The organism is Streptomyces sp. NBC_01335, assembly GCF_035953295.1.
Lineage (GTDB): Bacteria > Actinomycetota > Actinomycetes > Streptomycetales > Streptomycetaceae > Streptomyces.
Genome location: NZ_CP108370.1, coordinates 609028 through 635232, shown reverse-complemented (window position 1 = coordinate 635232; position 26205 = coordinate 609028). Strand labels below are relative to the sequence as shown.

The following is a 26205-nucleotide window of genomic DNA, read 5'->3' as shown; positions in this document are numbered from 1 at the left end:
GTCCGGGAGGGCGGAGCGGTCAGGAGGCCGGCACGGTGTCCTCGAAGGTCTTGCCCGCCGCCCGGTAGGCGGCGACCGCCGCGGTGACCTGGGCCGGGGTCAGCACCTGGTCCTTGGCGTGCAGCACCCAGTCGACCTTCTGGTCGTAGGCGCGCGGGGTGGTGCCGGTCTGGCCCGCGAGGTCGATCAGCCACTGGTTGAAGTTGATGGACATGGGCCGTTCCGGCAGGTAGCGGGAGTCGTGGCGCCCGAACTCGACGCCGTCGATGTAGTAGACGATGGAGGTGTCGTCGATGGTGAGGACGAGGTCGTGCCAGCCCGCATAGCTGATACGCGATTCGGAGTGCTGGTTGACCGCCTCCCACGGGTCGGGGCGGTAGGTCTCCCAGGACGTGGTGTAGAGGATGTTCGAGGGCTCGCCCCAGCCGCCGTTGGGCAGGTACTCGAAGTCGTACTCGGCGTAGTCGTCGGCCATCGGGGCCTTGAGGGCGTTGATGGTGAAGAACGTGGACACGAGGTGGTCCCCGTCGGGGCCGTACTTCGGCGCGTCGGCGAACCGCACCCGGGCCGCGTAGGTGCCGTTGCGGAACTTCGTCGCCTTGGTGAGGACTTCGGCCTGCTTGGTGCTCTCCGGTGTCCCCGCGGTGGAGGTCTCCAGGTTCATGATCGAGTTGGTCCCCTCCTTGGCGAAGGTGACGTTCTCGGCCGGCCAGCTCGCGCCCGGCACCCCGGGACCGCCCGAGTTGGAGCGCACGTTCCAGCCGTGCGCGCCGATGGACGGGTCGCTGTACGAGGTGTAGTTGAAGTCGTCGAAGAGCCGGGTCCCGCCGGCGGGCGGGTCGGTCGGAGGGTTCGTCGGGCCGGTGGGGTCGGTCGGGTTGTTGCCGGTGGGCGCGGTGCCCCACACCTGGGTCCCGGCCACGGTCGCGGTGACCTTGGACCAGTTGGCGTACGCGGTCTGCCCGGACCCGAAGGAGTAGTCGTCCGCCTGGTTCAGCGGCTGCCAGTTCGAGCGGTAGAACCGCAGCTGCATGTCCCCCGTGTCTGAGCCGGGGGCGAGCGAACCGGCCCCGGCGGTGAAGCCGATCTCCAGGTAGCGGTCGGCCGTCGCGGTGGGGTTGGCGAGGGTGCCGAAGGTGCCTGTGATGTTGGCGCACCCCTTGACCGCCCAGGAACAGGCGTAGGTGTACGAGGCGCCGGAGTCCGCCTTGAAGTAGTAGCGGATCTTGATCTGGGTGAGGGAGACGGACGTGCTGCCGGTGTTGACGGCCTTGAACCAGGGTTCCGCCTGGTCGGAGCCGGTGGAGCTCTGCCGGTACTGCACCGTCAGTGCCTCGCCGGCCGCGGTCGCGGGTACGGCCGCCAGGGTGGCGCAGCCGAGTCCGGCCAGTGCGGCGGCGGCCAGGGCGACGCGGACGCGGGAGACGCCGGGACGGGGAGTGCGTGCTCTCTTGTTCGTGCTGGTGCTCGTCACCTGGGGGTCCTCTCGGGATGGTGGAGCGTGGAGGGACGGCTCGGCACTCCGAGGGCGTCGAGCCGGGTTCTGTGGTGGTCCAGCCGGGTCCGGAATCCGTCCCAGTCGTGGCCGCCGGACCAGGCGGTGTCGGCCAGGGCGCACAGCCGGGGGAAGACGAGGTATTCGGCGTGCGCCGCGGTGGGCACGTACTCGGTCCACAACTGGGCCTGGGTGCCCAGCACGTGGGCGGCGTCCGCCGCGTCCCAGTGGGCGGGCGCGGGGTCGGTGGCGTAGACCGTCGGCAGGTCCACCGAGAAGCCGGGCTGGCCCGGCGGCTCCTCGGGGTGCGCGGACTGCGGGTAGTCGAGGTAGGTCGAGCGGTGCGGGGTCATGATGACCGGGTGGCCGTTGCGCGCCGCCGCGAGTCCGTGCTCCTGGTCCAGCCAGGCCAGTACGGTGAACGGGCCCGGCAGGTCGCCCCCGGTCTCGGTCCAGCCCAGCGGGTGTCGGCCGTGCGCGGTGAGGAACGCCCCGACCTGTTCCATCAGCCAGCCGCGGAGCGCCTTCGGACCGCTCAGGCCCTCGTCCGCGACGCGCGCCAGCGCGGAGGGCGAGGTGTGCCACTCGTCGGTCGGGCACTCCTCGCCGCCGACGTGGATGTACGGCGAGGGGAAGACCTCCATGACCTCGCCGAGCACGGTCCGGCAGAAGTCGAGCGCCTCGTCGTGGACGCCCAGGATGGTGTCGCACACGCCCCACCGGTCCCAGACGTCCAGCTGCCGGTCGGGGAAGTTGCCGAGGTGCGGGTAGGCGGCGAGCGCGGCGCGGACGTGGCCGGGCATCTCGATCTCCGGGACGACCGTCACTCCCCGGTCGGCGGCGTACGCGACCAGGTCGGTCAGCTCCCGACGGGTGTACGCGCCCCCGTGCGGCACCCCGCCCACCTCGGTGAGCCGGGGGTAGGCACCGACCGGCATCCGCCAGCCCTGGTCGTCGGTGAGATGCAGGTGCAGTACGTTCAGCTTGTGCAGGGCCAGCAGGTCCGTGAACCGCCGCAGGAACGAGACGGGCTGGAAGTGACGGGCCACGTCGAGCATCGCGCCGCGCCAGGCGAAGCGCGGCACGTCCGTCGTCTCCAGGCAGGGGATCGACCACGGCGTGCCGTGCACCGGTTCGGCCGAGAGCGCGGCGGGCGGCAGCAGTTGACGGAGGGTCTGGACGCCGTGCAGCAGACCCGTCGGCCGGGCCGCCCGCAGCAGGACGGCGTCCTCGCCGACGGTGAGCCCGTACCCCTGGTCCCCGAGGCCGGTGAGACCGGGATCGAGGGCGAGGACCACCCGGCCGTCGTCCGCGAGGGGCAGCGGCAGCCCGGTCGCCGGGGCGAGCAGGGTGCGCAGCAGCGCGGCGGCGGACTCGGTGCCGGCGGTCGCGCGGATCGCCGTGGCGGTGTCGAAGGTGAACCGGCCCCGGCGGAGGTGGAGCCGTAAGGGGCCCGGTACGAGGCCGAGGCCGGTGGATGGCATGGACACGGTTTCTCCTATCCCTTGACCGCGCCACCGGTCATACCGGTGGCGACCCGTCGCTGGAGAACGAGGAAGAGGACGAGGACGGGCAGTGCGAAGAGGGTGGAGGCGGCCATGGTGGCGCCCCAGTCGGTGCCGAAGACGTTCGAGAACGAGGAGAGCCAGACGGGCAGGGTCCGGTCGTCCTGGTTCTTGATGATCAGCATGTTGGCGAAGGCGAACTCGTTCCAGGCCGTGATGAAGCCGAACAGGGAGGTGGCGAGCAGCCCCGGCGCCAGCAGCGGAAAGGTGACCCGGCGGAAGGCGGCGGCGCGGGTGCAGCCGTCCACCTGGGCCGCCTCCTCCAGTTCGGCGGGGATGGCGGCGAGGAAGCTCCGCAGGGTCAGGATGGTGAACGGCAGCGTGATCATGAAGTAGACGAGGGTCAGCGTCGCGAGCCGGTCGAGCAGGTCGGTGTCGCGGGCGATGACGTACATCGGGATCAGCAGCGCCTCCCAGGGCGCGACCTGCGCGACGAACACCATGAGGACGAAGCCCCGCCGGCCCTTCCACCGCATCCGGGCCACCGCGAACGCCGCGCCGAGGGCGACGGCGAGGGCCAGCAGCACGCAGCCGCCCGTGACGAGCAGGCTGTTGCGCCAGAACGACCAGAATCCGTCGGCCGACACCGCGTCGGAGAAGTGCTCCAGCGTCAGCGAGGTGGGCAGGAACACCGGGGTCTCGGCCTGGATGTCCGCGGTCGGCTTGAAGGCGGTGAGGATCATCCAGTAGACGGGGAAGACGCTCAGTACGAAGACGATCAGCGCCCCGGCGTTCCGGGGCAGTCCGCGCAGGGCCACGCGGGCGGGACGGGCGCTCACAGCTCGGCCTCCTGTCGGAACATCTGGCGGAAGTAGAGGATCAGCGCGCCGACCAGGACGAGCACCGTGAGGGTGGCCGCCGCCGCCCCGAGGTCGTAGCGGTGCAGCGACTGGGCGACCTGGTAGGAGTAGACGGGCAGGGTGGTGGTCGCTCCGCCGGGCCCGCCCTTGGTGACCGCCCAGATCTGCGCGAAGCACCGGAAGACCCAGATGACTTCGAGGCTCAGCACCAGACCGAAGACCGGTCGCAGGATCGGCAGGGTGACGGAGCGGAAGATCCGCCAGCCGCCGGCTCCGTCGATCCGCGCGGACTCGAAGAGCTCGGCCGGGACCGTGGTCAGCGCGGAGTGCAGGGTGATGGCGACGAACGGCACCGACTGCCACACCACCAGCAGCACCAGGACGGTGAAGGCGGCCGGACCGTGCGCGAACCAGGAGTAGCCCTCGAAGGAGTCGAACCCCAGCCGCACCAGCAGCCAGTCGACCACCCCGAGCCGGGAGGCGAAGAGCCACTGGAAGACCGTGGTGGTGGCGATCACCGGACTGGCCCAGGCGAGCACCAGCCCCACGAGGACCAGGGTCCGCATCCGCTTGCCGAGGCGTTGCAGCATCAGCGCGACGCCGGTGCCGATCATCATGATGAGCGCGACGTTGACCGCGGTCCACCAGAGCGTGCGCCGGACCACCTGCCAGAACTCGCCGTCCCGCAGGATCGCGGAGTAGTTCTCCAGGCCCGCGAAGTCCGCGTCCCCGCGGATCAGTTGGGCCATGCCGTAGTGCTGGAAGGAGATCAGCAGGTTACGGGCGAGGGGGTAGGCCAGCAGGAAGGCGAACCCGATCACGGTGGGAGCGATCAGCAGATACGGCCAGAGGGTGTCCGGCGCGGTACGGCGGGGTCTGCCCGGCCACCGTACCGGGGGAGCGGCGGCGGGCGCGGCCGGTCCCGCCTTCGCCGGTTCGACCCGGTCCACGGTCCGGGTCACGCGCGACCTCCCTCGGGCGTTGCCGGGCTCATGGGTTGAGGGTCTTGCTGATCGCGTCGGACGCGGCCTTCGCCGCCTTCGCCGGGTCGGACCCGGTGAGCACGGCCGTCATGTACTCCTTGACCGGGTTGGTCGCCTCGACGGCGGCCCACTCCGGGGAGTTGGGCGTGGCGCGCCCCTGCGCCGCGGCGGCGGCCATCGCCGCGTTGCCCTCGTCGTCCCCCAGCACACCGGCGAGCGAGGTCCGGTTGGGTACGTAGCTCATGGTGCGGGCGAGCTCGGTCTGCTCCTTCTCGCCCGCGAGCGCCGCGACCACCTCGTACGCCGCTTCCTGATGGGCCGAGGCGACCGGGACGATGAGGTCGGAGCCACCGGTGAAGGTCGCTCCCGGCTTGCCGGCCTCCTTGCCGGGGATCGGGAAGAAGCCGAGTTTGCCCGCGAGGGCGGGGTTGGCCTGTTCCACGATCTTGGCGCCGCCGGGTACGGCGATGATCTGGGCGACGTCACCCTTGGCGAAGACGTCCGCCTGGGGCGGCTTCGCCTCGTCCGAGTCCTTGGGGCCCTGGCCCATGGCCTGGAGCCGGCGGTAGAACTCCATGCCCCGCAGCGCCTCGGGGCTGTCGAGCGCGCCCCGCCACGTGCCGCCGTCCTTCACGGCGAGTTCGCCGCCCTCCTCCCAGACGAAGCCGGCCAGGGTGTACCAGTTCTGCCCGGGGAGGTAGATGCCCTGCGTCTTGCCCTTGTCGAGCTTCCTGGTGATCTCCAGCCACTCCTCCCGGGTCGCGGGCGGCGCCGTGATGCCGGCCTTCGCGAAGAGGTCCTTGTTGTAGATCACCACGCGGTTGGCCGCGTACCAGGGCACGCCGTACTGCTTCCCGTCGACCTTCCCCGGCTCCGCGAGTCCGGGCAGCCAGTCCGCCCCCTGCAACTCCGTTACCTTGTCGCTGAGATCGAGCACCCCGCCGCTCTGCGCGTACTGCGCGACCTGGGTGTTTCCCACCTCGATCACGTCCGGGGCGTCCTTGCTGGCGAGTGCGGCGGTGATCTTCTCGCCGATCCCGTCCCACTCCTGTATCTGGATGTCCAGCCGGGTCTGGCCGTGCTGGGCCTCGAAGTCCTTCTCGAAACGCTGCAGATAGGCGTCGGAGACGCTGTCCTTCATGATCCACACGGTGAGGGCGGTGGGCCCGTCCGACTGGCCGGACCCGGATGAGGAGTTGTCGCACGCGGTGAGCGCACAGATGGCCGCCAGGGCCACCGCGGCCGGGATGAAGCGGATCTTCACTGGATTCACCTCGAAAAGGAGTTGACCAATTGGTCAACTGGACAACGGCGTGGGTAGAAGGTGGCATAGACCAGTGAGGGCGTCAACCCTCGTTTTAATAAGGCCAGTTGAGTGCGTTGTACACTTCCGGGAGCCCCAACCATCGTTTACCACCGAACCAGTTGCCGACGAAGAGGCGGAGAGGCCGGATCCATGCAGAACAGCTCCTCGGGCTCGGGCGGTGTACTCAAGCGCGAGCGGGTCCGCGAGCATCTCCTCGGCCTGATCGAGGTGCGCCGGCCCGGCGACGCGATCCCCTCGGAGCGCACGCTCAGTGCCGAACTCGGCGTCTCACGGCCCACCTTGCGCGCCGCGGTGGACGAACTCGTCGCCACCGGACAGCTCGTGCGCGAACACGGACGCGGGATGTTCGTGGCCCCGGCCAAGATCACCCAGGAGCTGGCCCCGGACGACGCGGCCTTCGTGGTGCCGCGGGCGGCCGGTACCTGGTCCAGCAGGCTCCTGCGGCTCGACACGATCCGTGCGGGAGCGCGCATCGGCCGCAAGCTGCGGGTGTCACCCGCGGCCGAGGTGGTCTACATCGCCCGCCTGCGCCTGGTCGACGGCTCGCCGATGGCGATCGAGCACCTGCACATCCCGGCGGAGCTCGTCCCCTCCCTCACCCCGCAGGAACTGGAGGCGGGGGACCTGTACGACCATCTGCGCGAGCACCACCACGTCCACGTCGACCAGGCGGTCCAGTCCATCGAGCCGACCGTCATCAACGAGGCCGAGGCGGCGGTCCTGGACATCCCGGTGCTCTCGCCCGCCCTGCTGATCGAGCGCCTCACCACCGACACGGCGGGCCGGCCCGTCGAGTACGTCCACTCCCTCTACCGGGGTGACCGCTATCGCATCGTCTCCCGGCTCTCCCTCGGGACCTCCGCCCCGCATCCACGCCCCGAGAGCCACCACCCGGGGATCCCGCCGGGGGACTTCGCGCACGGAGACATCATCACCTCGTCCACGACGGGAGACGCCCACTGATCGTCCACGACGGGAGACGCCCACCGGGCGGATCGTGGGCCGCAGCGCGGCCGGGCCGGGCGGGGCGGGCGCCCGCGTAAGCCATTCAGGGGCGCGTTGTATCCACTCGCTCACCCTGCGTGGCGGCGGTGGTTGATCGCCCATAGCTTCGGCTCATGGGAACAAAACACATGAAATGCCTGGCGGGCGTCACGGCCGTCACGGCCACCGTCCTGGGGTTCTCGGCCGGCCCCACGGCAGCGTCCGGACACCATGAACACGTGGTGCGCCCAGGAGAATCGATCCAGGAGGCGGTGGACGCCGCACACCCCGGAGACACCGTCGTCGTCCTGCCCGGCACCTACCGCGAGAGTGTGCTGATCACCACGCCGGGCCTGACACTCCGCGGTACGGGCGAGCGCACGGTCATCGCCCCGCAGGCGACGGAGACGGCCGGGACGACGGAGACGGCCGGGGCGACGGCCGGGACGGCGCCCGCCAAGACCGCCTCCGCCCCCGCCGCCGCCAAGGGGCCGAGGGCGGCCAACGCCTGCGCCGCGGGCGGCAACGGCATCTGCGTCGTGGGCACCGAGGCGAACCCCGTCGACGGCGTCAGGATCCGCGCGCTGACCGTCTCGGGCTTCACCAAGACCGGCGTCTGGGCGTCCTGGACCGACGGGCTCTCCGTCCGCAGGGTGACCGCGCGTGACAACGGGACCTGGGGCATCGCCCAGGAGCGCTCGACCCGCGCCGACCTCCGGCACAACACCACCACCGGCAACGGCGACGCCGGCATCTTCGTCGCGAACTCGGTCAGCGAGGAGGGCGGGGCGACCGACACCGACGGGACGGTCATCGCGGACAACTCCGTGAGCGGAAACCGCATCGGCGTCACCGTGCGCCGGGTCCGCAACCTCCGGATCGACGACAACACCGTCACCGGCAACTGCAGCGGGATCTTCGTCGTGGGCGACGAGTCCAAGCCCGCGGCCGGCGCCATGACGATCAGCGGCAACCGGATCGTGAAGAACAACAAGCTCTGCGCGGCCACCCCCCGCCTCTCCGCGATCCAGGGGTCCGGCATCGTCCTCACCGGCAGCGAGAGCACGGTCGTGCGCTCCAACGTCATCCAGGACAACGTCGGCACCACCGACTTCTCCGGCGGCATCCTGCTGTTCAAGAGCTTCGTGGGCGCGCTCAACACCGACAACACCGTCCAGGACAACCTCGTGAGCGGCAACAGCCCGGCCGACCTCGCCAACCGCGACACCTCGGGCACCGGCAACACCTTCACCGGCAACACCTGCGCCACCTCCGAACCGGCCGGGATGTGCGCCGAATGACCACCCACTGCCGCACCAGGAGGAACGAGACGGCATGACCACCGTGAGCCCCACCCCTGAGACCAGCCCCGAGAAGTCTCCCCTCACCTCCACCCTCGCCGCGCCCCAGACCCACCCGGGCGCCCCGACCCCGCCGCCCTCCATGCGGCTGCGCGAGCTCGCCTTCGGGGCGGCCTGTGCCGCGGCCGTCCGCGCGGCGGCCCGGCTGGGCGTCGCCGACGCCCTCGGCGAGACCCCGGCCTCCGCCGCCGAACTCGCCCTCGTGGTCGACGCGGAGCCCGTACCGCTCCAGCGGCTGCTGCGGGCGCTGACCTGCTACGGCGTCTTCGCCGAGACGGAGGACGGCAGATTCGTCCACACCGACACGTCCCGGCTGCTGCGCGAGGACGACCCGCACAGCCTGCGCTACATCTCCCTGTGGTGCACGGAGCCCTGGACCTGGGACGTCTGGCCGCGCCTCGACGACGCGGTGCGCTCCGGTGCGAGCGTCTTCCCCGAGACCTTCGGCAAGGGCTTCTTCGACTACCTCCACCAGGACGCCGGCGAGTCCGCCCACGTGTTCAACCGGGCGATGACCACGTCCAGCGTGCAGTCCGCACGGGACGTCGCCGAACTCCTCGACCTGACCGGCGTCTCCTCGGTCGCCGACATCGGCGGCGGCCAGGGCCACGTGCTCGCCAGCCTGCTGGAGAAGCACCCCTCGGTCCAGGGAACCCTCATGGACCTGCCGGGCGTCGTGGCCCGCGCGGACGAGCGGCTGCGCGACGGCGGCCCGCTCGCCGACCGGGTCCGGATCGTGGCCGGCGACTGCCGTGAGGACATCCCGTTCGAGGTGGATCTCTACATCATCAAGAACATCCTCGAATGGGACGACGAGAGCACCCGCAGGACCCTGCGCAACGTGGTCGCCGCGGCCCGCCCCGGCGCCCGCGTGGTGATCATCGAGAACCTCGTCGACGACACCCCGTCCATGCGGTTCACCACCGCCATGGACCTGCTGCTCCTGCTCAACGTCGGGGGAGCGAAGCACACCCGGGAGAGCCTGCTCGGGCGCATGTCCGAGGCCGGCCTCCACGTGGGCGAGGTCCACCCGGTCAACGCCTACCTCCACGCCTTCGAGTGCACCGTGCCGTAAGCCGGCCGCACGAGCGAAACCGCCCCGGGTCCGGCACCGAAGTGCCGGACCCGGGGCGGTGCGCTGTGCGGCGCCGCAGCCCTACCGCTGCCACGTGTAGAACGGCTGGGCCATCGCGTCCTTCGGACCGCGCCAGGTCTGCGGGTCGTACGGGCTCACGAACGCCGTGAGCCGGTCGCTGATGGCCCTGAACTCCGGGTGCTCCATCACCTTGGCGATCTCCGGGCCCGGCGGGCGGTCGGACTCGATCAGGTGCAGGTACACGTCGCCGAACTGGAACAGCGTGCGCCGGTGCACGCCGACGAGGTGGGGGAGGTCCGTGTTGTCGGAGGCCTCGAACAGCTTCGCGATGTCCGGAGCCGAACCCGGAGCCATCCGGGCGACGATCAGAGCGTGGTGCATCTGGCTGCCTTTCGGGGCGGGGCGTGAGGTGCTTCGGGGGTGTGAGTGGCCGGAGCGGCGACAGCACCGCGGCCGGGAAGGGCCACCGGCTCGCGGCGAACCTTCCCGGCCGTTGGGCTAGTTGGCGGGTACGGCGGCGGCGCGGCGCTCGCGGTCGCGCTGCTCGATCTTGTCGCGGATCAGCTCCATCTGGACGCGGGAGTTGCGGTTGATGTTGTCCGTCATCCACGCGTCGTCGACCGGGGCGTCCGGGCGCATCGCGAAGTCCTGGCGCCAGAGCATCCGCGTACCGCCCTGGACCTCGGTGTACTCCCACCGGATGTCCATGTGCTGGAACGGTCCGGTCTCGACCCGCCGGGCCACCACATTGCGCCCCTGACGGTCGGTGGTGCGCTCCGAGACCCAGCTCCAGACCTTGCCGTTGTCGTCGGGGTGCATGGTCAGGCGGAAAGTCGTCTTCTGACCCTCCCGCTTGAGCACCTCCAGGGCCGCGTACTCGCTGAAGAGCTGCGGCCAGCTCTCCAGATCGTTCGTCATGTCCCAGACGAGATCCAGCGGAGCGGCGATGACGATCTCGTTCTCGGTGTGTCCGGACACGTCAGGCTCCTGTCACGAGGGTGTTGTTGACCAGGTCGAGGAACTCGGCGGGCGTCTTGCACTGGTCGGCGTCGGCCGGCAGCGCGTGGCCGTAGCGGTTCTCCAGCACGGCCACGATGCCGAGCAGACCGAGCGAGTCCAGGCCGTACTCCTCGAAGGCCGAGTCGGGACGGCTCGCCATCTCCGACGGGTCGGCGGTCAGGCCGGCGCCGCTCTTCATCAGGGCGGACAGTTCTTCGTACGTCAGCGATGCGGTCATGGGGGACTACTCCTTCTCACAGCGGGGTGTCGGTGGGGCGGCGCAGCACCAGGGCCGAGTTCGACCCCATCAGGCCGCGGCTCAGCACGAGCGCCGTGCGCAGTTCGGCGGGGCGCGCGCGCCCGGTGACCACGTCCAGGTCGTGGCACACGTCGAAGACGTTGGGCGTCGGCGGGATCAGACCGTGCTCCATGGCGAGTACGGCGGCGGCCGTGTCCAGCACCGGCGCGCCGCAGTAGGCGCGCCCGGTCCCGGTCTTGGGGGCCGTCACCGGCACCCGGCGCCCGTGCGCGCCGAGCGCGTCGGCGATCGCCAGCGCCTCGGCCCGGTCCGCCGAGGGCACACCGAGCGCGTCCGCGAAGACCACGTCGATCTCCTCCGGCGCGCAGCCGGCCTCCTTCAGCGCCCCCTCGATCGCGTGGGCCAGCCCCGCACGGGACTGTTCCCACCGCGACGCACCGGTGAAGGTGGCGGAGTGGCCGGCCAGTTCGGCCCGCACCCTGGCACCGCGCTCGCGGGCCACCGCCTCCTCCTCGACGACCAGCATGCCGCCGCCCTCGGCCGGGACGAATCCGCAGGCGTCCGCGGTGAACGGCCGGTACGCGCGGGTGGGTTCGTCGCAGAGGCTGAGGTCCTCGTAGCCGAGCTGGCAGACGACCGAGTACGGCGCGAGCGGCGCCTCGGCCGCACCGACCACCACGGCGTCCGTGCCGCGCCGGATGGAACGCGCCGCGTGCATCAGCGCGTCCAGGCCACCGGCCTCGTCGCTCGCCACGACGGCGCACGGCCCCTTGAAGCCGCCCCGGATCGAGATCTGACCGGTGCTGGCCGCGTAGAACCAGGCGATGGACTGGTACGGACCGACGTAGCGCGAGCCCTCCCCCCACAGCCGCTGGAGCTCGCGCTGGCCGAACTCACCGCCTCCCGAACCGGCGGCGGTGACCACGCCCACCTTGAACGGCGCGCCCTCGTAGTCGGCGCGGCCGAGCCGCGCGTCGCTCAGGGCGAGATCGGCGGCGGCCATGGCGTAGTGCGTGAAGCGGTCGGTCTGGACGAGGAAGCGCTCCTCGATGAACGCGACCGGGTCGAAGTCCCTGACCTCGCCGGCGACCTTGAGCGGGAGGTTCTCGCAGCCCTCGCGGGAGACCAGGTCGAGGACGCTGACGCCTTCCTGCGTCTGCTTCCAGAAGGCGTTGGCGCCGGTCCCGTTGGGGGCGACGACACCGATTCCGGTGATGACGGAGGTGCGACGCGCGTCGGCTGCCCGAGTGCTCATGTGGTCCTCCCGCCCGAGCGGGTCATGGCGACGGCGGACTGGAATCCCCCGAATCCGCTGCCGACCGAGAGCACGCTGCGCAGTTTGAGGGGACGTGCGGTACGCGGTACGTAGTCGAGATCGCACTCGGGGTCCGCGGTCTCGTAGTTGGCCGTCGGCGGCACCGTCTGGTGCTTGAGGGCCAGGACGCACGCGGCGATCTCGATGGCTCCGATGGCGCCGAGCGAGTGGCCGACCATGGACTTGATCGAGCTCATCGGCACCTTGTACGCGTGCGAGCCCAGAGCCCGCTTCACCGCGGCCGTCTCGTGCCGGTCGTTCTGCTTGGTGCCCGAGCCGTGCGCGTTGACGTAGTCGACCTGCGATCCGTCGATCCGGGCGTGCGCCAGGGCGCTGTTGATGGCCTCGGCCATCTCCAGCCCCTCGGTGGTCAGCCCGGTCATGTGGTACGCGTTGCCGAAGGTGGCGTACCCCGAGATCTCGCAGTAGACGGTCGCCCCGCGGGCCCGTGCGTGCTCCAGCTCCTCCAGGACGAGGACGGCACCGCCCTCGCCCATCACGAACCCGTCCCGGCGCGCGTCGAACGGCCTGGAGGCGTGCTCCGGATCGTCGTTGTTCGCCGAGGTCGCCTTGATCGCGTCGAAGCAGGCCACCGTGATGGGGGTGATCGGGGTGTCGGACGCCCCCGCGATGCAGACGTCCACCCGGCCCTCCTCCACGGAGTGGAAGGCGTAGCCGATCGCGTCGAGGCCGGAGGTGCAGCCGGTGGAGACGGTCTGTACGGGACCGTGCGCACCGACTTCCTCCGCGACCGCGGAGGCCAGGGTGCTCGGCGCGAACGCCCGCTCCAGATGGGCGCCGGCCGACCGGTGGTCGACGTCCCACCGCGCGCCGCTCTCGCTGACCGCGACGTAGTCGTGCTCCAGGCGCGTGGTGCCGCCGACCGCCGTTCCCAGGGAGACCCCGATGCGCCAGGGGTCCTCCTTCTCCAGGTCGAGCCCGGCGTCGCCCAGCGCCTCCCTGGCCGCCACCAGCGCGAACTGGACGTACCGGTCGGAACGGGCGATCAGCTCCGCGTCCAGACCGTGGGCGACGGGATCGAAGTCGCACTCGGCGGCGATCCGCGAGCGGAACTGCGACGGGTCGAACAGGGTGATGCCGCGCGTCGCCGTACGCCCGTTGGCGAGCAGGTCCCAGAACGCCGGGGCGCCGATGCCACCGGGTGCGACGACGCCGACCCCGGTGACGGCCACGCGGCGGGTCATGAGGCCGCCCCCGTTCGTTCTGGCGGCGCTCCGCGCTCGGCCGTCTCCGGGGCGGCGGTCGCCTCGGTGACCTCCGTGTCCACGTGGCCGAGTTCCGGACGCGGAGCCAGCGGTCCCAGGTGGAAGACCATGCGCGCCTCCACGTCCCCCACGTTGCGGAAGCGGTGGCGGACGTGCGGCGGGATCAGCAGACCCTGGTCGGGCCGCATGGGGTAGGTCTCGCCGTCCAGGTCCACTTCGAGGTGTCCCGCCACGACGTACACGAACTCCTCGGAGTACGGGTGGTAGTGCTCGCCGATCCGGTCACCGGGGTCGACGAGGGCCAGCCCCATGAAGCCGCTGGTGGCGCCGACCGCGGTCGGGGTGAGCAGGGCGCGCAGGTCGCCGCCGCGCCGGCGGTTGGGCTGGGTCTCGCTGAGATCCACGATGCGATGCCGGTGGATGGTCATGGCTGCTTTTCTCCAGGCACGTTGGGAGGTTGTGACGGCAGGCCGGGGCCGGCCCCCGTTGCCGGTGACGCGTCAGGACTCGGCGGACCGGCGGTCGGTGATCAGGCTCATCTCGGCCCGGGCGAGGAAGCGCACGGCCTCCAGGTCGTTGGTCGGCATGCCCTGCACACCGCCGTCGAGCAGCCGTTCGAGCACGGCCGCCTTGCGGTCGCCGCCGATGCCCAGCGCCTGCGTGGGCTGTGCGTCGAGCGGGCCGCTCACTTCGAGGAGCCGCACCACGACGTCGTCGCGCTGGAAGATCGTGCTGCTCTCGATGGGGCTCGCGACGTCGTCCGCGTTCTCCTCGTCCTGGCCGGCGAGCAGCCGGGCCAGCGCCATCCCGCAGCCCTCCTTGGCCTGGTAGAACAGCGCGTGCCGCTGGACGTCCGCGGCACTGTGGCGGCCCGCCGTCACGTGGTGGACGGTCGGCAGCGCCGCCCGGGTGAAGAACATCCGGGCGGAGTCGGGGTCGCTCAGGTCCCGGTCCTGCTCCAGGTACGGGTTGATGGCCTCCTCGACGGCCCTGACCTCGGGCTGGCGGGAGACGTGACGCAGGGCCGCCATCAGGTCGCCCTCGATCTCGACGGCCCGCACGACGCGGTTCCCGTGCATGAAGAGCGAGGTACGGCGCAGCCGGGTGTTCTCGTTGACGCGGGCCTGCGGGGAGTCGTAGTCGGCGAGGATCTTCGCGACCATCTCCTCGGTGCCCGGCTTCACCGTGAAGGTGAGCGCGTGGCGTACGACGCCGTCGCCCAGGCGCGGCGCGGACTGGAGCCGGCCCCGCAGGGGCTCCGGGGTGGACTCGAACGCCGCCCCGGTCTCCCGCAGCACGCTGAAGCGCAGCGAACGGGTGTCGCGCACGCAGCTGTGCAGCGGCTGCACCGTCGCCACGTGCTCCTCGCTGTTCACCCAGGCGAGGAAGGGGGGCGCACTCTCCCACTCACTGGTGATGAGCCACTGGGAGGGGTTCTCGATGGACTGGCACAGCTGGTCGCTGATGTGTCCCGGGATCGAGGCGACCTGGTTGCGCATGTGCTCGTACGCCTCCAGGAACTGGTTCTGGGCGCCGTCGTGCAGGTCAAGGAGCAGTATGACCCGGAGCCTCGAACCGTCGAAGGCGGACTGGGATACCCGTTCCGAGAGGATTGTCATCGCTTCTGTTCTCCTGTCCCGTTCCCGCCCGTCATGGGCCGGTTTCGGTGAAGTCGCGCAGGTCCCTGCCTGCCGGCGGGTGGCGTCCCGCCCCGTGCGGCGCGCGCACCGCTCCCCGCGACCGATCGTGGAACGCTGGTACGGGCGGCGCCAGATTTATGAACCGTTCAGGTGAGGCGTCGGCACAAGCCCCGCCCAACCCCTCCGACCAGGGCATGGACAGTGCGTCCCCCTGCGTCCGAGCTGGAGCAATCGAATGAACGAAAGCGTCGACCACCGCGTGCCGGTCCTCATCGTGGGCGGCTCCCTGGTGGGGTTGTCCACCTCTCTCTTCCTGAGCCGGCTCGGCGTCGACCACCTCTTGGTGGAGAAACACCGCAGCACCTCGACCCACCCCCGGGGCCGGGGCAACAACGTCCGCACGATGGAGGTGTTCCGCGCCGCCGGCGCCGAGCGGCTGATCCGCGACGCGGCATCGGTCCTCGCCGACAACCACGGCATCCTGCAGGCGGGTTCACTCACCGGCGACGACCAGGAATGGCTCTTCAAGGAGATCGACCCGGGCAACGGCCTCGCCCGGTTCAGCCCGAGCGGCTGGTGCCTGTGCAGCCAGAACGACCTGGAACCCGTCCTCGTCGACCACGCCCGCGACCAGGGCAGCGAACTGCGCTTCTCCACCGAACTGCTCACCTTCGAGCAGGACCCCGACGGGGTCACCGCCGTCGTGAAGGACCGGGAGACCGGGGAGCACGCCACGGTGCGCGCCGACTACCTGGTCGCCGCCGACGGCCCCCGCAGCCCGATCCGCGAGCAGCTGGGCATCGGCCGGACGGGCCCCGGAGACCTCTTCCACAACGTCAGCATCACCTTCCGCTCCCGTCGCCTCGCCTCCGTGGTGGGGGACCGGCGCTTCATCGTCTGCTACCTCACCAACCCGGCGGCGGACGGCGCGTTGCTGCCGGTCGACAACGAGGAACGGTGGGTCTTCCACGCGCCGTGGCAGCCCGACCGGGGCGAGACCCTGGAGGACTTCACCGACGAGCGGTGCGCCGAGCACATCCGCCGGGCGGTCGGGGACCCGGAACTCGACGTCGAGATCACCGGCAAGGCCCCCTGGCACGCGGCCGAGCGGGTCGCCGAACGGTACGCCTCCGGCAGGGTCTTCCTGGCCGGAGACTCGGCCCACGAGATGTCCCCCACCGGGGCGTTCGGCTCGAACACCGGCATCCAGGACGCCCACAACCTGGCGTGGAAGCTCGCAGCCGTGCTCGGCGGGGCCGCGGGCCCGGAGCTCCTGGACACGTACGAGGCGGAACGGCTCCCGGTGGCCAGGGCCACGAGCGCGCGCGCCTCGGCCCGCTCGGGCGAGCACAGCCACCCGGGGTACGCCGGGCCGCCCGGAGGCCAGGGCGGTCCCGGCGGACCCGGAGGACAGGGTGGACCTGGTGGACCTGGTGGACCTGGAGGACAGGGCGGTCCCGGTGGGCAGGGCGGTCCGGGCGGTCCTGGTGGCGGCCGCCAGGGCGGGATGCTCTCCGTCGCCCTCGGCTACCGCTACGTGCGCGGAGCGGTCCTGGGCGTCGACCCGGACCTCCCGGTCGTGCCCGAGGGCGTCGGCCTGACGGGCGAGCCCGGCACTCGCGCCCCGCACCTGTGGCTCGGCCGCGACGGCGAGCGAGTGTCGACGCTGGACCTTTACGAGCAGGCGTTCGTCCTGCTCTGCGACGAGAACAGCCCGGAGTGGCGCGGCGCGGCCCGCCACGTGGCGAAGCGACTGGGCATCCGGCTGGACGCCTTCACCATCGGGTCCGGCACCGAGGCGGATCTGCGGTCCGAGGACGGTGCCGACTGGGCAGCCGTCCACGGCACGTCCGCCGAGGGCGCCGTGCTGGTACGCCCCGACGGATTCGTCGCCTGGCGCACTCAGGGCGGCGCGCCCGACCCCGAGACGGCGCTGTACGGGGTCCTGACGGCCCTGCTCCACCGGACCTGATCCACGGCACCGCGAACACCGGACACTGATCCCCGGCGGCCATCGGCCCGCCGGGGATCAGTGCGTGGTAGGCCGTGTGTCACGGCTTCCCGCGTGGCTGTCAGCGCGATCCGGTCAGCGCGGCGAAGACCACGACGTTCTCCTGGTACCCGGTCCCCTTGTCGTACGCGCCGCCGCAGGTGATGACCCGCAACTCGGGCCGGTCCGACGGGCCGTAGACCTTCTTGTCCGGGAAATCCTTCTTGCTGTAGGCCTCGACGGCGTACACCGTGAACACGGCGGTGGTCCGATCGGCCCGGACGATCTCGACGGTGGCGCCCTTGCGCAGGGACCCCAGCAGGAAGAAGACGCCGGGCCCGAGCCTGGTGTCCACGTGCCCGGTCGTGATGGCGGTACCCACCGAGCCCGGCACCGTCCCGTCGGCGTACCAGCCGCTGAGCACCGGGTTGTCGTCGGGCGGCGGCTTCAACGCGCCCGACGCGTCGAGGCCCAGCCTCATCATCGGCGAGTCCACCTTGAGCACGGGAATCCGCAGGCGCACGGGCGGGGACGGCGGCAGCGGCGGTACGGCGGGGGACGCCGGGGCCGTGAAGCCCGGGAGCGGACGTCCGGAAGCCGGAGCGGGCCCCGCCGGACGGGCCGGGCCGGCGGAACCGGCCGGTCCGGGACCCACCGGCAGCGGTCGCAGGGGCGCCGGCCGGACAGGCGGCCGGGGGAGGAGCGCCGGCGGCGCGGTGGGGCGGCGTACGAGGGAAGGCGGCAGGCGCCCCGGATACCGCGAGGCCATGTACACCGGGCCCGCGGGGACGGAGACCGGGGGCGCGGCGGCGGGCGGCGGGGCGGCGGACGGGACGGCGGACCGGGCTGCGGAGGGCGGTGGGGGTGCGGCCACGGCCGGTGAGTCGGGCGGCTGCGGCGGCCGGTCGTCCCGCAGCCCGCTGACCACCAGCACGGTACCCGCCACCACGGCCCAGACGAGGTGTTTGACCGCCGGGAACGACTGGGGCGAGGTGCTGGTGCTGCGCCCGTTTACCATCGCGTGTCCTCTGCTCGCGGCGGATGGGGTGGTACGGTCGCGCGCCCCGGAGCACGGCGGGATACGGGGCGCGCGGACGGGTGCCGTACGGTCAGTCGCGGGCCGACGCCGCCCGGCGGCGCATCCTGAACACGGCCCCGGCCGCCGCCCCGGCGAGCAGCACGGAGCCCGCGGCGAGCTGCGCGCCGTGGTTCACGGGGACGCTGAATCCGGCGGCCACCCCGCCGCTGGGCGTGCGGTCGGCGATCCGGTAGGTGTCCGTCATCTGGATGCGCGGGGGGCACTTCACGGTGACCGTGTCCGTGCCCGGCTTCGCGTCGTCCGGCACCTCGAACTCGCCGACGAGCACACCCTTGCGTTCGCCCTCGAAGAGGTGGAACGCGCCCGCGGCCTCCGAGGTCCCCTTGCCGTAGGTCTCCTTGCCGCAGGCCCGGGTGGAGACGGTGACCAGCGAACCGGGGGAGGCGCTCCGCGGGCTGATGTGAATGGTCTGCTCACCGGCGGGGTCCGCGGCCACGGCGGCGGGGGTCGCGAGAGCCAGCAGGCCAACGGCCAGACAGATCCCCGCACCGGTGCGTGTGTTGCGCATGAGGTTCCTCCATCGACAGCGTGGCCCGGCCGGACTGCGCGGCTCCTCCGCTGTGCTCCGCGTCCGAGGCAACCGACACTCCGTCACACCCGCAACACGGAGAGCGGCCCCGCCCGTCACCCGGTCAGGCCCGGTATTCCGACTCAGGCTGCTCGTTTGCGCAGGTCATCCTCATGCGGGGGAGAGCGGGCGAGGTGGCGGCGCCCGGACGGCGAACGGGCTAAGGCGGTCCGTGCCGGAACGAGTCAGGCGCTGGGGGCCGGTAGTTGGGCGGACGGGCGGGGCCCTGCGGCCGGTGTCCGACGGTCCGACACCTGATGGCCCGTGGGACGCGCGGCAGGCGCACCCGGCCGTCCCACTTATTGACATGTGCAGGTCCATTCTTGATGCTGTGAGAGCGCTCTCAGCCAGGGGAAGATGAGTGGGGGAGCCCGGTGGCGGGGGAGCTCGACGGCCGGAACCGCCCCTGCGGCGTCCTCCGAAGCGGTACCGGCCGGATGCCGTGCGCGGTCCGGCGTTCCTCGGCCGGTTCCCGCGTCCGGCGTCGAACCGGAGGCGAACCGTGGAACGGGACCATGAATCCAATCCGCCGAATGTACGGCCTTGCCGCCCTTGTCCTCGCAGGGGTCCTCACGGCCGTGATGTCCGTGTCGTCGGCGCAGCCCGCCCGCGCTTCCCAGACGAGCATGCGGGCGGCCGACCCGAGCGTGATCCGGGTCGACTCCACCTATGTGTCCGTGCAGTCGACCGGCGGCGGCATCGCCGTGCGTCAGGCGTCGTCGACCGCCGCCCTGGCGTCGGCACCCGCGCGGCAGGTCTGGTCCGACACCCGGGGCCTCGGTGAGGTCTGGGCCCCGGAGGTCGTACGGGACGGCGGCCGCTACTACATCTACTTCACGGCCGGGGCCGGCGCCGCGCACCGGATGTACGTGATCAGCTCGGCGGCACCCGACAGCGGCTACACCGCCGAGACCCAACTCGCCCTGCCCGACAACAAATGGGCGATCGACGGCACCACGTTCACCTTCAACGGGCAGCGCTGGTTCGTCTGGTCCGGCTGGGCCGGGGACACCAACGTCGAGCAGAACCTCTACATCGTCAGGATGAGCAGCCCCACCACGCCGACCGGCGCGCGCTACGTCATCTCGCAGCCCCGGGAGAGCTGGGAGCGGGTCGTCGGCAACCCGTTCATCAACGAGGCTCCCGAGGCGATCAAGGACCCGAACGGCCAACTGCACATCGTGTACTCCGCCAACGGCAGCTGGAGCGACCAGTACTGCCTGGGCGAGCTGCGTCTGCGGGCCGGCGGCGACCCGACGTACGTATGGGACTGGTACAAGTCGAACGGGTGCCTGTTCGGCTCGAACCGCTCGACGATGATGGCCGGCTGGGATCCCACCCTGCAGGTGAACGGTCCCGGGCACCACAGCTTCGTACTGCTGGACGGTGACATCAACACCAGCCCGCCGGCCGGACCGCGGTTCCCGCTGATGTTCCACGCGGTCCCGAAGGGGACGGCGTACTCGTGGGACAACCGGTACTGGTACACCGGGACCTTCTGCTGGTGGGGCGGTACGACCTACAGCCGCGCGAACGTCCCCGGAGCGACCTCGGACACCGGCTGGAGCCTCAAGTTCTTCGAGTGAGGCACGAAGGAGCGCGGGCGGCCGCCTCGGGGGTGGCCGCCCGCGCGATTCCCGGGATCAGGGAGTCCAGGCGGTGACGACCGCCCAGCTGACGTCGTCGGGCCAGAGTGCCGTCGCGTCGAAGGTGTTGGAGCCGCCGTTGGAGGCGACGTATCCGATGTTGGAGAAGTGGCGGACGTAGCGGTCGGCGAAGTTGTACGAGACCAGCGAGTTGCCCTGGCCGTTCACACCGGCCTGCGAGCAGAAGGTGGCGTCGTTGGCGAACAGCGCGGAGCCGTCGTTGGCGTGCAGGTAGAGCTGGTAGTTCTGGTGCCGCAGATAGCTGCCCGGCGTGTTCTTCGACTCGAAGGAGCGGCAGGAGCTGTTGGCCAGGCCCGGCCGGACGACCCAGGAGGCGTTCGCCTTGTCGGTCGCCGAGCTGGCGGAGGAGACCACCGTGGTGTTGACGTTCGCGCCGGAGTGGCTGAGGTAGCTGGTGGTGCAGCAGGACGTGGTCGCCCGGAGCGAGACGGACGAGCCGGAGTTGAGGGCGGTCCCGCCGCTCGATCCCTGCGTGTACCCGGCCGCGACGATGTTGGCCTGGACGGCGTTCTCGGTCGCGTCGGTGGGATAGCCGGAGGTCATGACGCCCTCGTAGAAGGTGCCGGCGGCGCTGACGCTGTTGTCGCCGCCGATGCCGAGGATGATCGCGCCCTCCTTCTTCATCGGGTTGTAGCCGGAGGCGTTCGGCCGGACCCCGTTGTAGTAGGTGGAGAGCGAGCCGGACTGGGCGTTGCCGGCGCGGATGGACCAGTGGTTCGGCTCGCCCTTGACGATCGCGGTCAGGAAGCGGTGGTTAACCGTCGGGTCGTTCGCGTTGTTGCCGGTGTTGACGCCGGAGAACAGCCCGTTCTCCAGGTCCGCCATCACCCAGGGACCATTGCCCGCACCCGAGCCCCAGCCCCGGCTGTTGCCGAAGTAGATGGCCTCCATGGTCCCGTTGCCGTTGTCGAGGCTGTTGGTCTCGGCGTTGCCGTAGTCGAAGCAGCAGCCGTCGTTGTAGTGCGTGCCGTCGAGGATCGCGTACATGCCCTCGGGCTTGTCACCGGTCGCGATGCCGTTCGTCGCGTTGTTGCGGTAGCCGGTTCCCGGTGAGACGAAGACCCCGTAAGCGCGGTTGCCGTTGAGGTTGACCGGCGCCATCGTGGCGTTGGCGAGCTTGTCGTAGCCGCCCGACGCGGGGCCGCTGAACCCGCCCGGTGGTGCCTGGGTGAGGCGGTTGTTGCGGCCCGTCTGGTCGTAGATGACCGTGATGACGCAGCTGGTCCCGGCGCAGAACGAGTCCTGCGCGGCGGCGTTGGCGTACCCACCGGCGCTGAGGACCCCGATGTCGCGCGTGGTGTTGTCCGAGGCGCGGCGCACCTGGTACAGCGCCCCGTTGTAGGAGCCGTACAGGGCGCGGGTGGTGCTGTGCGCGGCGACGCACGGCGTGCCGCCGGCGGCGTACAGGTCGCAGGGCTGGGACGTCGCGGCCTGGGAGGCCGTGGTGCCCGTCAGGGCCCCCGCGACGAGCACGGCGGCCAAGGTCGCCGTCAGTGCGGCGGCTCGGCGTCGAAGGGCGGAGCGGAGTCCTGGCAGTCCTTTCATTCCGTTCATTCCTTTCATCGCTGTCCTCGATTCGGTGGTGGGCGGTTCGGAAGACGCGCATGCGGATGTGCGGCATGCGGGCATGCGGGCATGCGGGGACGCGCCGTGGTGCGGCATGAGAGCGTGCTGCGGGCATGCGGGCGCGCGCCGTGGTGCGGCGTTCAGCTGGGGTGCGGGGTGCGAGCCGGTGCGCGGGGGAGGGCGGCGCGGAACTCTGCGTGTGAGGGGTGGGGGGAGTGACCGAGGCGCGGATCCGGGCCGGGAGCGTGCGGGGTGCTGGTGGAGCCGGTACGCGGTACGGGGGTACGACGAGGTGGCCGCGTCGTACGAGGAAATCGGGCGGCGGGCGGAGCGTGGTCCGTGCGTTGTCGCAGGTCAGGCCAGTCTGAGAAATTGTTAGCGCTAACAATTCTGACGTGACGTCGAGTGGGGGAAAGGTCGTTTGGGTGGCACAGACGCTAAACCGACGGGCCGGGGCGCGCAAGAGTTTCGTCCAACTCCCGCGAAGTGCGGCTGAGAGCAGTGCTGTTCGGCGGATCTTCGCGGTGGGGCGGTGCTCGTTCGTCGGCGGATCGCCTTGATCTTGACGGGCACGTCGAAGCTCGGGGTGGCGTCCGCCCGAGTTTCCGTCGGCGGCAGACATTCTCGAGGCCGGGGCACATGATGGTCCACGGCTGGAGGGCCCGCTGAGGCGTTACGAGCTCCGCCGGAGGCGCTCCGCAGCCTGAGCAGGGGTGTCGTAGTAGCCGGGCCGTGCCAGCAGGACCGAGCTGAAGTGGTAACCCTGCTCTTCCTCCGGCTCGTCGTCGGCTGCGAAGGGACGCCAGAAGCCCAGCAGCAGGTCCGGGGCGACGAATGAGGCATCGTCGTCGGGATCCTCCTCGACCGAAGTGAACTCACCGACGCGCCGGACAACCTCGCGGGCGGGAAGCGCGAATGCGTCCACGCCCTGAAACAGCACTCGGTCCGTCGGGGACGACGGCCTTCCCAGCTCGATGGCTTCAAGCAGGTCGCGTGTGCAGTGGATGCTGATCATCAGCCCGCTGGGACGGAAGACGTGCTGTCCCGGTGCATCGGACTCCGAGATCACGGATTGGTCGAGGAGTGAGCCCAGCGCCGTGTTGGCCGCGTGCCGAGTCATACCGATCCGCAACGGCCCTATGCCGGTCGGTGGATCGAGGTGGAAGTCCATGCGGACATGATCCCAAACGGCTCTGTCGACAGGTCGCGAAGGGATGCCTGCACCTCGGCGGATCTATCCAGCGTGAGCCCTCCATGAAGTCGGACCAGTATCCGAACTTTCGGCCACACCACCCGCCCCTTCCGGGGCCGCTACGGGCGCCGTCTCGGAGGCGGACAGGGGGTGACGAACGTCCTTGTCAGATCATGCGCTGCGGTTCTCCGGTCTGGATGGCTCTTTGACCTGGGGTGAGCGACTGCCGGAGCCCTTCGTGAGTCCTTGCTCCCGATCTTCGGAGAGCTGAATGTGGTGGTCGAGGCCGGCGGCCGACGGCCTGCCTCTGCGAACTGCGGCCCGGCGTGCCTCTTGAGACGGTGTTCAGCTCTGCCAGAGGAACGCGGCCTCGCCGCAAGGCGGGCAGTGGAAGACGTAGCCGCGACCGCCACCGCCGAAATTCGCGGAGGTGGCGAAGTCGTAACCCTCCGCCAGTTCGGCCGTGAACATCATGCGGGTGGCGCAAACGGGGCAGTCGGGAGACTCGTCGCCCTGGATCCAGTCAGGTTCGCCGCCCAGCCGTCCGAGGACCGGCTCGTCCGTGGGCTCGTCGGCCGGATCGAGACGCAGGGCGGTCACCGCGCCCAGGAGCGTCTCGCCGTCCGACGGGACAGGGGGTTGAGGAACATCGGAACGAAAGCAGGCGCTAAGGATCTGTCGGCCCTGGTGGGCGGCTGACGGAATGTCGGGGGTCGGACCCGCCTGAAGTCTTGTTGGTAATGACGGCTATTCGGGAGGGGTGAGTAGGCCTCTCTTGAGACAGTCGTGATATGCGGGCGGGTTGGGTAGGTTGCAGGATGATGGCGTTGCGGCACGGATCTCCGTGTAGCCGCTTAGCCTGCGGTCCATGAATCTGGATGCTGAACTGAGCGCGCTGGCAGCGCAAGAGGATCTCCCCTCCGACCTGGTGTGGCGTCTGCTCCGGCATCCGGCGGCCCGCCGCTCGATGGCGCTGCGGCGCCGGGACCTGACCGAGCGGCTGATCGAAGAGATCATCAAACTCGGCTCCGCACGTTCCCTCGCGGCCAACACCTCCGTGCCCGCAGACGTGAGCAATGCTCAGGACCTGTGGATCGGCCTCGGGTTGGAACGTGAAAGGGCGTACCTTCCCGAGTGATCGATAGGTCACCGAGTAGACCGACGTTGCACCGTCGGTTGGGAAGGCACGCCCATGCTCAGCGTAGTCAACGAGGACGGCACCACCGAGGCCGGTTCTCTGATCGACGAGATCGTCCGGGAGGGTGCCCGGCGGATGCTGGCCGCCGCCTTGGAGGCGGAGGTGGATCAGTACATAGCCGAGCTGGCCGGGCAGCGTGACGGTGCCGGCCGTCGGCTGGTGGTCCGCAACGGCCGGCACCGGCCGCGGATGGTGACGACGGCCGCAGGGCGGGTCGAGGTTGCCGTCCCGCGCGTGAACGACAAGCGGGTCGACGAGGAGACCGGCGAGCGCAAGCGGTTCTCCTCGAAGATCCTCGCGCCGTGGTGCCGGAAGTCCCCGAAGGTCAGCGAGGTGCTGCCGCTGCTCTATCTGCACGGCCTGTCCTCGGGTGACTTCGTGCCCGCGATGGAGCAGTTCCTGGGCTCCTCGGCTGGGCTGTCGCCGGCCACGGTGACTCGGCTGACGAAGCAGTGGACCGCCGACCACGCGGAGTTCCAGCGCCGTGACCTGGCTGAATCCGACTACGTCTACGTGTGGGCCGACGGTGTCCATCCCAAGGTCCGGCTCTCGCAGACGCATTCGTGCCTGTTGGTCCTGATGGGCGTGCGGGTGGACGGCACCAAGGAGTTGATCGCGATCGCCGAGGGCCTGCGTGAGTCCACCGAGTCTTGGGCGGACCTGCTGCGGGACTGCCGTCGCCGCGGGATGACGGATCCGATGCTCGTCGTCGGTGACGGCGCGATGGGATTGTGGCGGGCCCTGGCGGAGGTGTTTCCGCAGGCCAGGCACCAGAGGTGCTGGGTTCACAAGACGCGGAACGTCATGAACGCGCTGCCGAAGTCCGCGCAGCCCGGAGCACGGGCGGCCCTGCAGGAGATCTACAACGCCGAGGACCGCGCGCACGCGGAGAAGGCAGTCACCGCGTTCGAGAAGGCGTACGGCGCGAAGTGGCCCAAGGCCACCAAGAAGATCACCGGCGAGGTCGACGAGCTGCTGGCGTTCTACGACTTCCCCGCCGAACATTGGGTGCATCTGCGCACGACGAATCCGATCGAGTCGACGTTCAGCACGGTGAAGCTTCGGACCAAGGTCACCCGCGGTGCCGGCAGCCCGGCCGCCGCCCTCGCGATGGTCTTCAAGCTCGTGGAATCCGCCCAAGCCCGCTGGCGAGCGGTCACCGCACCCCACCTCGTCGCCCTCGTCCGGGCCGGCGCCCGCTTCGAGAACGGCCACCTCATGGAACGGCCGGAAGGCAAGGCAGCATGAACAGCCGGCACCAAAGCGACGAGCCCGCCGAGCACCGGCGATTCACCCACTACATGCAGGCCCTGCAGACCGTCGCCGCGGCGGACGAAGCCGACCTGCTGGCTGCTGTTCTCCGCGACGAGGACACCACCATGGCCGCCAGCGCGGTGAGCCGACACATGGACCGCCGGGCCACCGAACTTCTCACCGACCCGGCATTCACGGCATGGGCCCAGGCCATGTCCAGGGTGATCGACCAGCACGACTTCCTCACCACCCGACTCCTCGAATGGTGCCTGCTCAGGACCCTCGCTCTGGGCGAACCGTGGGCCGCCGAGGAGCTTACCGACGCCTCCGACTGGCTCCAGCGCACAGCCGTGACCACACAGATCGTCACCGCACCCGACGTCCTGCGACTACTCGCAGAACGCGGGAGGACCCGCCGAGTCCGCAAGGCGGCCCAGCACCGACTCCATCACCTCAAGAAATCAGGCTGACTTGATCCACAAGTCTTGACTATTGCTCCGCAGACGTCAGGGCTCACCTGGCGGAGCACCCGGAACCGTCGGTCCGGTGCGGAGTCGCCGCGAGTGTCGCGGACGAGCCGCCGGGGTTGCTGGCCCGCTTGGCGGATGATCCGGATCCCTC

At 70.6% G+C, this 26205-nt stretch carries 25 protein-coding genes; 8 read left to right on the top strand and 17 right to left on the bottom strand.

Annotated elements, in window-relative coordinates; genetic code table 11:
- Positions 1-19 precede the first annotated feature (19 nt).
- The 5 genes from OG599_RS02505 to OG599_RS02485 all read right to left on the bottom strand — a co-directional run bounded on the left by OG599_RS02505 (position 20) and on the right by OG599_RS02485 (position 6107).
- Positions 20-1474: a cellulose binding domain-containing protein gene (locus OG599_RS02505; protein ID WP_327174260.1), complete on the bottom strand. Its 1455-nt coding sequence runs from the start codon at positions 1472-1474 to the stop codon at positions 20-22.
- Entirely contained in the window at positions 1471-2979 is a 1509-nt protein-coding gene (locus OG599_RS02500; protein ID WP_327179907.1) for a beta-N-acetylhexosaminidase, read from the bottom strand. Before OG599_RS02500 ends, OG599_RS02505 begins: the two co-directional genes overlap by 4 nt.
- Before the next feature lie 14 nt (positions 2980-2993).
- Positions 2994-3839 (bottom strand): carbohydrate ABC transporter permease, encoded by an 846-nt coding sequence (locus OG599_RS02495; RefSeq protein WP_327174259.1) that lies wholly within the window; start codon positions 3837-3839, stop codon positions 2994-2996.
- Positions 3836-4681, bottom strand: coding sequence for a carbohydrate ABC transporter permease (locus OG599_RS02490; protein WP_442809655.1), 846 nt, complete (start codon positions 4679-4681; stop codon positions 3836-3838). Before OG599_RS02490 ends, OG599_RS02495 begins: the two co-directional genes overlap by 4 nt.
- Positions 4682-4850: 169 nt before the next feature.
- Positions 4851-6107: an extracellular solute-binding protein gene (locus tag OG599_RS02485; protein WP_327174258.1), complete on the bottom strand. Its 1257-nt coding sequence runs from the start codon at positions 6105-6107 to the stop codon at positions 4851-4853.
- A 192-nt stretch (positions 6108-6299) separates the two neighbouring features.
- On the opposite strand from OG599_RS02485, the gene OG599_RS02480 reads away from it, so the two are divergent.
- The 3 genes from OG599_RS02480 (at position 6300) to OG599_RS02470 (ending at position 9590) form a co-directional block, all read left to right on the top strand.
- Positions 6300-7133 carry a GntR family transcriptional regulator gene (locus OG599_RS02480; RefSeq protein WP_327174257.1) on the top strand — a complete coding sequence of 278 codons (834 nt, stop codon included), beginning with the start codon at positions 6300-6302 and terminating at the stop codon, positions 7131-7133.
- 155 nt (positions 7134-7288) lie between these two features.
- Positions 7289-8455 carry a right-handed parallel beta-helix repeat-containing protein gene (locus OG599_RS02475; protein WP_327174256.1) on the top strand — a complete coding sequence of 389 codons (1167 nt, stop codon included), beginning with the start codon at positions 7289-7291 and terminating at the stop codon, positions 8453-8455.
- A 34-nt stretch (positions 8456-8489) separates the two neighbouring features.
- Positions 8490-9590, top strand: a complete 1101-nt coding sequence (locus OG599_RS02470; RefSeq protein WP_327174255.1) for a methyltransferase — start codon at positions 8490-8492, stop codon at positions 9588-9590.
- An 81-nt stretch (positions 9591-9671) separates the two neighbouring features.
- Here OG599_RS02470 and OG599_RS02465 read toward each other — a convergent pair whose 3' ends face one another.
- The 7 genes from OG599_RS02465 to OG599_RS02435 form a co-directional block, all read right to left on the bottom strand.
- Positions 9672-9992: a TcmI family type II polyketide cyclase gene (locus tag OG599_RS02465; protein ID WP_327174254.1), complete on the bottom strand. Its 321-nt coding sequence runs from the start codon at positions 9990-9992 to the stop codon at positions 9672-9674.
- 117 nt (positions 9993-10109) lie between these two features.
- Positions 10110-10589, bottom strand: coding sequence for an SRPBCC family protein (locus tag OG599_RS02460; protein ID WP_327174253.1), 480 nt, complete (start codon positions 10587-10589; stop codon positions 10110-10112).
- A gap of 1 nt (position 10590) precedes the next feature.
- Positions 10591-10848: an acyl carrier protein gene (locus tag OG599_RS02455; protein WP_327174252.1), complete on the bottom strand. Its 258-nt coding sequence runs from the start codon at positions 10846-10848 to the stop codon at positions 10591-10593.
- A 16-nt stretch (positions 10849-10864) separates the two neighbouring features.
- Complete coding sequence (locus tag OG599_RS02450; RefSeq protein ID WP_327174251.1) at positions 10865-12124, bottom strand: ketosynthase chain-length factor; 1260 nt, start codon at positions 12122-12124, stop codon at positions 10865-10867.
- Entirely contained in the window at positions 12121-13389 is a 1269-nt protein-coding gene (locus OG599_RS02445; RefSeq protein ID WP_327174250.1) for a beta-ketoacyl-[acyl-carrier-protein] synthase family protein, read from the bottom strand. The genes OG599_RS02450 and OG599_RS02445 overlap by 4 nt, the downstream gene beginning before the upstream one ends.
- Positions 13386-13838 (bottom strand): cupin domain-containing protein, encoded by a 453-nt coding sequence (locus tag OG599_RS02440; protein WP_327174249.1) that lies wholly within the window; start codon positions 13836-13838, stop codon positions 13386-13388. Before OG599_RS02440 ends, OG599_RS02445 begins: the two co-directional genes overlap by 4 nt.
- 72 nt (positions 13839-13910) lie before the next feature.
- Positions 13911-15029 carry a TcmI family type II polyketide cyclase gene (locus tag OG599_RS02435; protein ID WP_327174248.1) on the bottom strand — a complete coding sequence of 373 codons (1119 nt, stop codon included), beginning with the start codon at positions 15027-15029 and terminating at the stop codon, positions 13911-13913.
- A 256-nt stretch (positions 15030-15285) separates the two neighbouring features.
- Here OG599_RS02435 and OG599_RS02430 point away from each other — a divergent pair, with 256 nt between their 5' ends.
- On the top strand, positions 15286-17022 hold the full coding sequence (locus OG599_RS02430) for an FAD-dependent oxidoreductase (RefSeq protein ID WP_327174247.1): 1737 nt from the start codon (positions 15286-15288) through the stop codon (positions 17020-17022).
- Positions 17023-17122: 100 nt separating this feature from the next.
- Here the strand turns inward: OG599_RS02430 and OG599_RS35405 are convergent, their stop codons facing one another.
- Positions 17123-18058, bottom strand: coding sequence for a class F sortase (locus tag OG599_RS35405; protein ID WP_442809369.1), 936 nt, complete (start codon positions 18056-18058; stop codon positions 17123-17125).
- Between the two features lie 91 nt (positions 18059-18149).
- Positions 18150-18647: a sortase gene (locus OG599_RS02420; protein WP_327174246.1), complete on the bottom strand. Its 498-nt coding sequence runs from the start codon at positions 18645-18647 to the stop codon at positions 18150-18152.
- Positions 18648-19240: 593 nt separating this feature from the next.
- Here OG599_RS02420 and OG599_RS02415 point away from each other — a divergent pair.
- Positions 19241-20293, top strand: coding sequence for a glycoside hydrolase family 43 protein (locus OG599_RS02415; protein WP_442809368.1), 1053 nt, complete (start codon positions 19241-19243; stop codon positions 20291-20293).
- Between the two features lie 57 nt (positions 20294-20350).
- Here the strand turns inward: OG599_RS02415 and OG599_RS02410 are convergent, their stop codons facing one another.
- The 3 genes from OG599_RS02410 to OG599_RS02400 all read right to left on the bottom strand — a co-directional run bounded on the left by OG599_RS02410 (position 20351) and on the right by OG599_RS02400 (position 23732).
- Positions 20351-21919, bottom strand: coding sequence for an alpha-L-arabinofuranosidase B (locus tag OG599_RS02410; RefSeq protein ID WP_327174244.1), 1569 nt, complete (start codon positions 21917-21919; stop codon positions 20351-20353).
- A gap of 694 nt (positions 21920-22613) precedes the next feature.
- Positions 22614-23111 (bottom strand): hypothetical protein, encoded by a 498-nt coding sequence (locus OG599_RS02405; protein WP_327174243.1) that lies wholly within the window; start codon positions 23109-23111, stop codon positions 22614-22616.
- 366 nt (positions 23112-23477) lie between these two features.
- Positions 23478-23732: a hypothetical protein gene (locus OG599_RS02400; protein WP_327174242.1), complete on the bottom strand. Its 255-nt coding sequence runs from the start codon at positions 23730-23732 to the stop codon at positions 23478-23480.
- Positions 23733-24000: 268 nt separating this feature from the next.
- Between OG599_RS02400 and OG599_RS02395 the strand changes: the two genes are divergently transcribed.
- Genes OG599_RS02395 through OG599_RS02385 form a run of 3 tightly spaced genes read left to right on the top strand, consistent with a single transcriptional unit; the run spans position 24001 to position 26054 of the window.
- Entirely contained in the window at positions 24001-24270 is a 270-nt protein-coding gene (locus OG599_RS02395; RefSeq protein ID WP_327174241.1) for a hypothetical protein, read from the top strand.
- Positions 24271-24324: 54 nt separating this feature from the next.
- Entirely contained in the window at positions 24325-25578 is a 1254-nt protein-coding gene (locus OG599_RS02390; protein ID WP_327174240.1) for an IS256 family transposase, read from the top strand.
- Positions 25575-26054: a hypothetical protein gene (locus OG599_RS02385; protein WP_327174239.1), complete on the top strand. Its 480-nt coding sequence runs from the start codon at positions 25575-25577 to the stop codon at positions 26052-26054. Before OG599_RS02390 ends, OG599_RS02385 begins: the two co-directional genes overlap by 4 nt.
- Positions 26055-26205 lie beyond the last annotated feature (151 nt).